This window comes from uncultured Rhodoblastus sp. (assembly GCF_903903185.1).
GTDB lineage: Bacteria > Pseudomonadota > Alphaproteobacteria > Rhizobiales > Beijerinckiaceae > Rhodoblastus.
On the sequence record NZ_CAIUXT010000155.1, the window covers coordinates 1 to 6046 of the forward strand.

At 64.8% G+C, this 6046-nt stretch carries 7 protein-coding genes and 1 rRNA gene; 4 read left to right on the forward strand and 4 right to left on the reverse strand.

Translation table 11 applies throughout. From position 1 onward, the window contains the following. Nucleotides 1–111: 111 nt before the first annotated feature. Together QZY01_RS14760 and QZY01_RS14765 are read right to left on the reverse strand one after the other, a co-directional pair. Entirely contained in the window at nt 112–291 is a 180-nt protein-coding gene (locus QZY01_RS14760) for a hypothetical protein (protein ID WP_294538283.1), read from the reverse strand. A 108-nt stretch (nt 292–399) separates the two neighbouring features. Beyond that, nucleotides 400–1341: a diguanylate cyclase gene (locus QZY01_RS14765; protein WP_294538286.1), complete on the reverse strand. Its 942-nt coding sequence runs from the start codon at nt 1339–1341 to the stop codon at nt 400–402. Between the two features lie 188 nt (nt 1342–1529). Here QZY01_RS14765 and QZY01_RS14770 point away from each other — a divergent pair, with 188 nt between their 5' ends. Beyond that, nucleotides 1530–2180 (forward strand): hypothetical protein, encoded by a 651-nt coding sequence (locus QZY01_RS14770; protein ID WP_294538288.1) that lies wholly within the window; start codon nt 1530–1532, stop codon nt 2178–2180. On the opposite strand, the gene QZY01_RS14775 is transcribed toward QZY01_RS14770, so the two are convergent. Both QZY01_RS14775 and QZY01_RS14780 read right to left on the reverse strand, forming a co-directional pair. Beyond that, entirely contained in the window at nt 2119–2853 is a 735-nt protein-coding gene (locus tag QZY01_RS14775) for a hypothetical protein (RefSeq protein ID WP_294538290.1), read from the reverse strand. The genes QZY01_RS14770 and QZY01_RS14775 overlap by 62 nt on opposite strands. A 178-nt stretch (nt 2854–3031) precedes the next feature. Beyond that, nucleotides 3032–3256: a hypothetical protein gene (locus tag QZY01_RS14780; RefSeq protein WP_294538292.1), complete on the reverse strand. Its 225-nt coding sequence runs from the start codon at nt 3254–3256 to the stop codon at nt 3032–3034. Nucleotides 3257–3374: 118 nt separating this feature from the next. Here QZY01_RS14780 and QZY01_RS14785 point away from each other — a divergent pair, with 118 nt between their 5' ends. From QZY01_RS14785 to QZY01_RS14795, 3 genes are all read left to right on the forward strand, one after another. Further along, complete coding sequence (locus QZY01_RS14785) at nt 3375–3722, forward strand: DUF1217 domain-containing protein (RefSeq protein WP_294538293.1); 348 nt, start codon at nt 3375–3377, stop codon at nt 3720–3722. Further along, nucleotides 3719–5296 (forward strand): tetratricopeptide repeat protein, encoded by a 1578-nt coding sequence (locus QZY01_RS14790; RefSeq protein ID WP_294538295.1) that lies wholly within the window; start codon nt 3719–3721, stop codon nt 5294–5296. The genes QZY01_RS14785 and QZY01_RS14790 overlap by 4 nt, the downstream gene beginning before the upstream one ends. A 651-nt stretch (nt 5297–5947) precedes the next feature. Next, nucleotides 5948–6046: ribosomal RNA gene (locus QZY01_RS14795) — 16S ribosomal RNA — on the forward strand; the annotation flags it as partial.

The following is a 6046-nucleotide window of genomic DNA, read 5'->3' on the forward strand; positions in this document are numbered from 1 at the left end:
CGATCGCCAACGTCGTGCCCATTCTATACCGGCACTGCGCGGATCGGCGCGCTTCCAGTCGGCGCCTTGCAAAATCGCGCTCGCCGCACCGCCGCTAACCGAAATCAAAAATCAGCCCGTGGCTGCGGCGTACCGCTTACACTGGATCGACCAGGCCGCGTAGAGCAGGCCGGCCACGCCGATGGCGATCAGAATCCAGATTTTCTTCGGGTCGTCGGGATGGTCGAGATTGGGCCGGGCGACTTTTGGCTGGTCTTGCTGAAGGTCTTGCGTTTGCGATGCAACAGACATGAGGCGGGTCCTTCCACTATGGATCGACGCCCGAATATCGTCACAAAAATTACAGGCTTATGACAAACGCCCCTTTGGTGCGCGCAAAGCGCAAGCTCCCAAGCGCACTCAGCCCAGGGCGATGCTGCGAGGCCCGGGGACCCGGATCGTGCTGTCGGGCCGGCTGAAGGCGCGCGCCCGTTCCGTTTCGAACAGCGCCACCTTGTTGCGTCCCGAGCGCTTGGCCGCGTAAAGCGCCCAATCCGCCTTGCGCAAAAGCTCGTCTATATTCTCGCTCCTTTCGCCGATGGCGACGCCGAAGCTGCAGGTAAGTCGCAGGATCGTCGCGCCGACGGAAATTTCCTGACCTGCGATGTGTTGGCGCAGGCCATCCGCCGAGCGGAAAACCGCGCCGGCGTCGCCGCCTTCGACCAGCAGGGCGAATTCCTCGCCGCCGATCCGCCCCACGATGTCGCCGCCAGCCTTGAGGCAATCGGCGACGGCGCGCAGCGCCTTGTCGCCGCCGGCGTGGCCGTGACGGTCGTTGACGGATTTGAAATGATCGATGTCGATCATGATCGCGGCGAGCGGCGCTTCGGCCTCGCGGCATAGTTTTGTCGCGCGGTCGAAAAAGGCCGGACGGTTGAAGAGGCCGGTCAGGCTGTCGCGGGTCGCCATGTCGAACAGCTTGCGCTGGGCCTGGATCAGGCGCTGGGCGGCGCGCAGGCGCGCGTAGAGCTCGTCGGAAGACAGCGGCAATTGCAGCACGTCGTCGGCCCCGCAGTCGAGCGCCTCGATGAAGTCCCTGGAGGAAAGCGGGCGCGAAATCAGGCAGATGTAGACCGGCTGCTCGTCGCTCGCCAACAGCCGCGCCTCCCAGCAGATTTCCGGTCCCGGCGTGTCGCTTCCGGCCTCGACGACAATCAGCCCGTTGGCGTGGCTTTGCGTTTCCATCTGCCGGCGCGCCACGGTCCAGCTTTGGAAACCGGCGACTTCATGGCCTCGCGCCTCCAACAGCGAGGCCAGGGAGCGGTTCAGGGCTGGGTCGGCCGCCACAAGGACCAAACGCATCCACCTCATCTCCTTATGCGGCTCGGACGCCTGTTTCGTCGCCGCGCTCCGGGGGGACGCGGTCGTGCTTCGGACCTTAAATTCAAAACGTGAGCGCGCGGTTAAGCCCGCGTCCGGCGCCTTTTGCCAGCTTCGCGCAAGCCAGCGCGGGCACAAAGGCGACAGGGACTTCGTTCGGGAGAAGCAAAATGGGTCTTTACGACGCCATGAACGCCAGCGTGACGGGATTGGCCCTGAACAGCCGAACTCTGGTGATCGGGGCCAGCGCGCTGGCGCTGCTCGGCGCCGGGGGGTTCGCCTGGTTTTTTGTCCGGCCGATGTTGAGCGGGCGAGCGACTCCGGATCCGGAGACCGCGCAGGCGCCGGCGGAACAAGCCCCCACGGTCTTGCGCCGGCACATCGGCGCCGAGAGACCGCCGGCGCCCGCCGGGCAAGAGCGCGACCCGGCTCAACAGCAAGCCCGTCCAGCGGAAACGCCGGAAACGCCATCGCAATTGGCGGCGAACAAAAGCGAGGCGGCGGCGGAAAATCCGGCCGGGAAAACTGAAAAAGTCGCCGCGGGGGCTGCTCAGCCTCCCCTCCCGCCGGCGCCAGCGTTCGCGCCGCCCGACGAACCCGAGCGGATGGTTCGCCGATTGCAGGACATTCAGGAACGAGTGGCGGCCGGCGACGCCGCCGCCTTTCCCGCCGCGCGATCCTTTCGGTCGGCGCGCAAACAGCGCCTGCGGAGTCTGAAATTGCGTTTGCCGCGCCCGATTCGGCGGCGGCTTTTCGCGTTCATGTCGTGGCGCAGCAGACCTGGCTGCAACCGGGCGGTCCCACTTTCCGTCCCGGCCTGAGCCAGATAGCGGCGAGCGATCGCGCCGCGCTGGAGGCGGCGCGCTCCGGCAGGATTTCGGCGCCCGAAGCGCGGGCCGAGACGACCGAGGCCGCGGTCCCCGAGGCGCCGGCGGCGAGCCCCAACCCGCAGCCGCCCACTTCCTTAGGCTTCGCGCTCCCCGGCGAAGCCGCCTTCCATGCGGAAAAAGAGTCCGACAGCGCCGCGCCCGCCGTCCAAAAACCTGCCGTCGCGGCGGAAAACGCCGGCGCCCCGCCGCTGGCGGCGGCGCCGCGCCGCGATCTCGAAATCACCCTGGCGCCGAAAGATCTGGGCGGACTGGCGGTGCGGATGAAAAGCGCCGGCGACCGGCTGGAAATCGCCTTCCTCGCCGACAGGGGCGAAACCGCGCGGATGATCTCCGCCAGTTCGTCGCAGGTTTTCAGCTTGGCGACGACATCGGCGAAGCTGATCGCGGGTTTTTCGGCAATGGCGCGTTTGAGCGCGCCGATCAGGTCCTCCCCCGAGCGCCGGGCGGCGTCGGGGAGGGGGCCGGCGATCCGGATCTTCATTTCCAGCATTTTCAGGCGCAAAATGGCGGGACTGTCGGAAGCGGCGACGCCATTGTCCAAAGGATCGGCAAGTGGGTCGGCGTCGCAGGGCCAAGAAGCGGCGCGAGGGCGATCAACGATCATTGGTCCCGGCTCCCGTTGTTTTCTCGACCGCCGGGGAGGGGAGCGCCCGTCCGCCAGAGCGGGCGAGCCGCCATCCGTCGGAATGAAATTGAACGCCTTTAGCCTTTTGCGAAGCTTGCGCCCCGTGCCGCTGGCCAATCCAGCTTCGCGCCAGCCGCAGGGCGGAAGATCGTCGGCCTCAGCAGGAGATTTGACGCCGATGCCCCACGATATTTTGAATGCGATGCGCGCCCTGCGCGAAGACATGCGTCAGCGTCTGCTTCAGGTTCCGGAATATCGCGCCCTCGTGGCGCTCGATCGTTCGATCGAAGAAATCTGCGCTATCTTGCAGGAAGCGCTCGATCTCGCCGCGCCGCAGCCCGCTGCGCCGGCGCCCGCGCCGGAGCCGGTTGCGCCGCCGCAAGCGGCGATTGCGCTGCCCGCGAATCCCCAACCGGCGATTCCGGAAGCCGCGCCGCAGCGACCGAGCGCGATCGCCACGGCTTTCGCGGAAACCCTCGCAGCCAAGATCGACCAGCGCAATGGCGCCCGCACGGCGGCCTACCCGCATCCTCGCCGACAAGAACCTTTTGAGCGTGGCGCAGACGACGCTCGGCATTTCCTCCTATACATCGATGGAGAACATCGACAGGCAGGCGAGGCAGTTCGACCATTTGCTGACCTATTCCGATTTTCAGAAGCCGGCCAAGGTCCTGAATTTTCTGGAGCGCTTTGCCGCGCAATATGATCTCAACAACGGCTCCAGCCTTACTTCCGGCTCGGCGGCGTCGAATCTGGTCAGCCCGCTGCTCATTTCCGCCCGTTCGACCACGACCTTCAGCGCCGGTCTGCTGATGAGCATCCAGAATTTGCGGCTGGGCGGTTCGTGAGCGCAGCGCCAGGCGAGGCCGAGGCGCTCTACCGGCGCGGTCTGGAGGAGCAGGCGGCGGGGCGGCTCGATGCGGCGATCGGCTGTTTCGACGCCGCTCTGCGCGCGCGGCCCGATTTTCCCGAGGCGCTCTGTTCGGGCGGCTATATTTTGCAGAGCCGGGGCCATGCCGCCGGCGCGCTGGCCTTTTACGAGCGCGCTTTGCATTTCAATCCCGACTATGCCGTCGCCTGGTTCAATCGCGGCGGTCTGTTGCTGGCGCAGGGCGATGCGGGGGCGGCCCTGGCCTGTTTTGAAAGCGCCTGCGCCTTGCAGCCGAAGGACGCCGGAGCCTTTTGCAATCGCGGCGCCGCGCTCTACGCTTTGGGGCGGCTGGCGGAGGCGGCGCAATGCTGTCGCGACGCCCTGCAAATCCGGCCCGACCTGCCGCAGGCGGAGCTCAATCTCGGCAATGCGCTGATGCGGCTCGGCCTTTATGGCGAGGCGAGGCAGGCCTATCTTCGCGCCATCGTCCTGCGCAAAAATTATCCGCTGGCTTTTTGCGGTCTTGGCATTGTCGCCAAGGAAATGGGGCGGTTTGGCGAAGCCATGGAGGCTTTCGACGAGGCTTTGCGCCTCGCGCCGGACTTGCCGGAAGCCCGAAGCAACAAAGGCTGCCTCCAGCTCTTGCTAGGCGATTTCGCGCAAGGATGGGAAGGCTATGAACATCGCTGGGCGGAAGGGCAAAGGCCCGCGCCCGCCTCCCCGGCGCGGTTCGACCTTGCCGACCCCGCCTCGATCGCTGGCCGCAAAATTCTCGTCGTTCACGATCACGGGCTGGGCGACGCTATCCAGTTCTATCGCTATGTGGCGCTGCTGGCGCGGGCGGGCGCCGAAGTCGCCTTCGCCGGCCCGGCCAGATTGCGCCGGCTTCTCGCCTCGTCTGGCGCGCGTGTCGCCTGGCGCGACGAGTCCGACTTGGCCGGCGATTTCGACGCCGTGCTCGCCCTCAGCAGTCTTCCGCGCGCCTGTTCGACGCGAGTCGACGCGATTCCTGCGCCCATCCCCTATTTGCGGGCCGAACAGCAGCGGGTTGCGCTTTGGCGGCGCCGGATTGCCGCTCCCGGTCCCAAAATCGGCCTGTGCTGGCGCGGCAACATCGATTTCCGCGTCGATCCGCGACGATCCATTCCCCCAGACGCGATGATGCCGCTGGCGGGACTGGAGGGCGTCAACCTGTTCAGCCTGCAAAAAGGCGTGGAGGCCGACGAACTGCCGGCGGCGCTGGCCGCCCGGCTGCGCCGTTTCGACGAGCTTCTGGACGTTGGGCCAGACGCCTTCGTAGATACAGCGGCGCTGATGAACGGCCTCGACCTGATCGTCACCTGCGACACGTCCATCGCCCATCTGGCCGGCGCGCTGGGGCGTCCGGTGTGGCTGGCGTTGCGTCATGTCGCCGAATGGCGCTGGCTGACCGGGCGCGGGGATTCGCCGTGGTATCCCACCATGCGGCTGTTTCGTTGCGGTGAGGACGACGATTGGACCGCCCTTTTCTGCGAAATCGCCGACGAAATTCAGCGGAAATTTTCAGACTGACGCCGTTTCCGCCGAACATCGCCGGCGGCGGCGGGGCGGCAAAAGCTTGACAGGCGGGTGAATCGGGACCGGCGGCCAAAGCCGCGAGGAATTCATTAACATATTGAAAAATAATGACCTTATCCCGATCTTCCCGTCCTGCGCCGCCGCTCTAAGCATGAGCTTGGCCATTTTTTTCGAAAATCCCGCTTGACGTTTTCGCATTGGGGGACCTATAAGCCGGACATCGACGGCGTCGCCGCGGATTGAGCGGCGTGCGCTGACGCGTCTCCATTTGAGCCTTGAGGGTTCTGCTGGCTAGGGAGCCAGGGGGCTGCGTTGTCGCGGATTTTGGTCTTTGCGTTTTGGCGTTGAGGCTGTAATCTGGTGTGTCTTGCTGTTTGACAATTTCATCGGAAGAAAGAGAAACGTGGACGGCGGATGTCCTTGCGGATCTTCAGGCTTGTGAAGGCCTGTTGGATCATCATGAGAAACATACCGACGGTCACGTATTTCTAAGTTCATCGTGATTTCGACCTGTGAAGGTTTGAGGTCAGGTGTGCTTGGGACTCGTCGACAACTGCATCCGCCAAGCGATTGGTTTGATATTGGTTAAGTCCGATATTTGGGTGCAGGTTTTATGACAGTGACTAGTCGGGACAAAATCTCATACAACTTGAGAGTTTGATCCTGGCTCAGAACGAACGCTGGCGGCAGGCCTAACACATGCAAGTCGAGCGATCCAGCAATGGGGAGCGGCAGACGGGTGAG

Excerpts from the sequence above, each read along its gene's own strand:
- QZY01_RS14785 (WP_294538293.1), top strand. The coding sequence starts at position 3,375 with ATGGCGCCCGCACGGCGGCCTACCCGCATCCTCGCCGACAAGAACCTT.
- QZY01_RS14765 (WP_294538286.1), bottom strand. The coding sequence starts at position 1,341 with ATGCGTTTGGTCCTTGTGGCGGCCGACCCAGCCCTGAACCGCTCCCTG.
- QZY01_RS14775 (WP_294538290.1), bottom strand. The coding sequence starts at position 2,853 with ATGATCGTTGATCGCCCTCGCGCCGCTTCTTGGCCCTGCGACGCCGAC.
- QZY01_RS14770 (WP_294538288.1), top strand. The coding sequence starts at position 1,530 with ATGGGTCTTTACGACGCCATGAACGCCAGCGTGACGGGATTGGCCCTG.
- QZY01_RS14760 (WP_294538283.1), bottom strand. The coding sequence starts at position 291 with ATGTCTGTTGCATCGCAAACGCAAGACCTTCAGCAAGACCAGCCAAAA.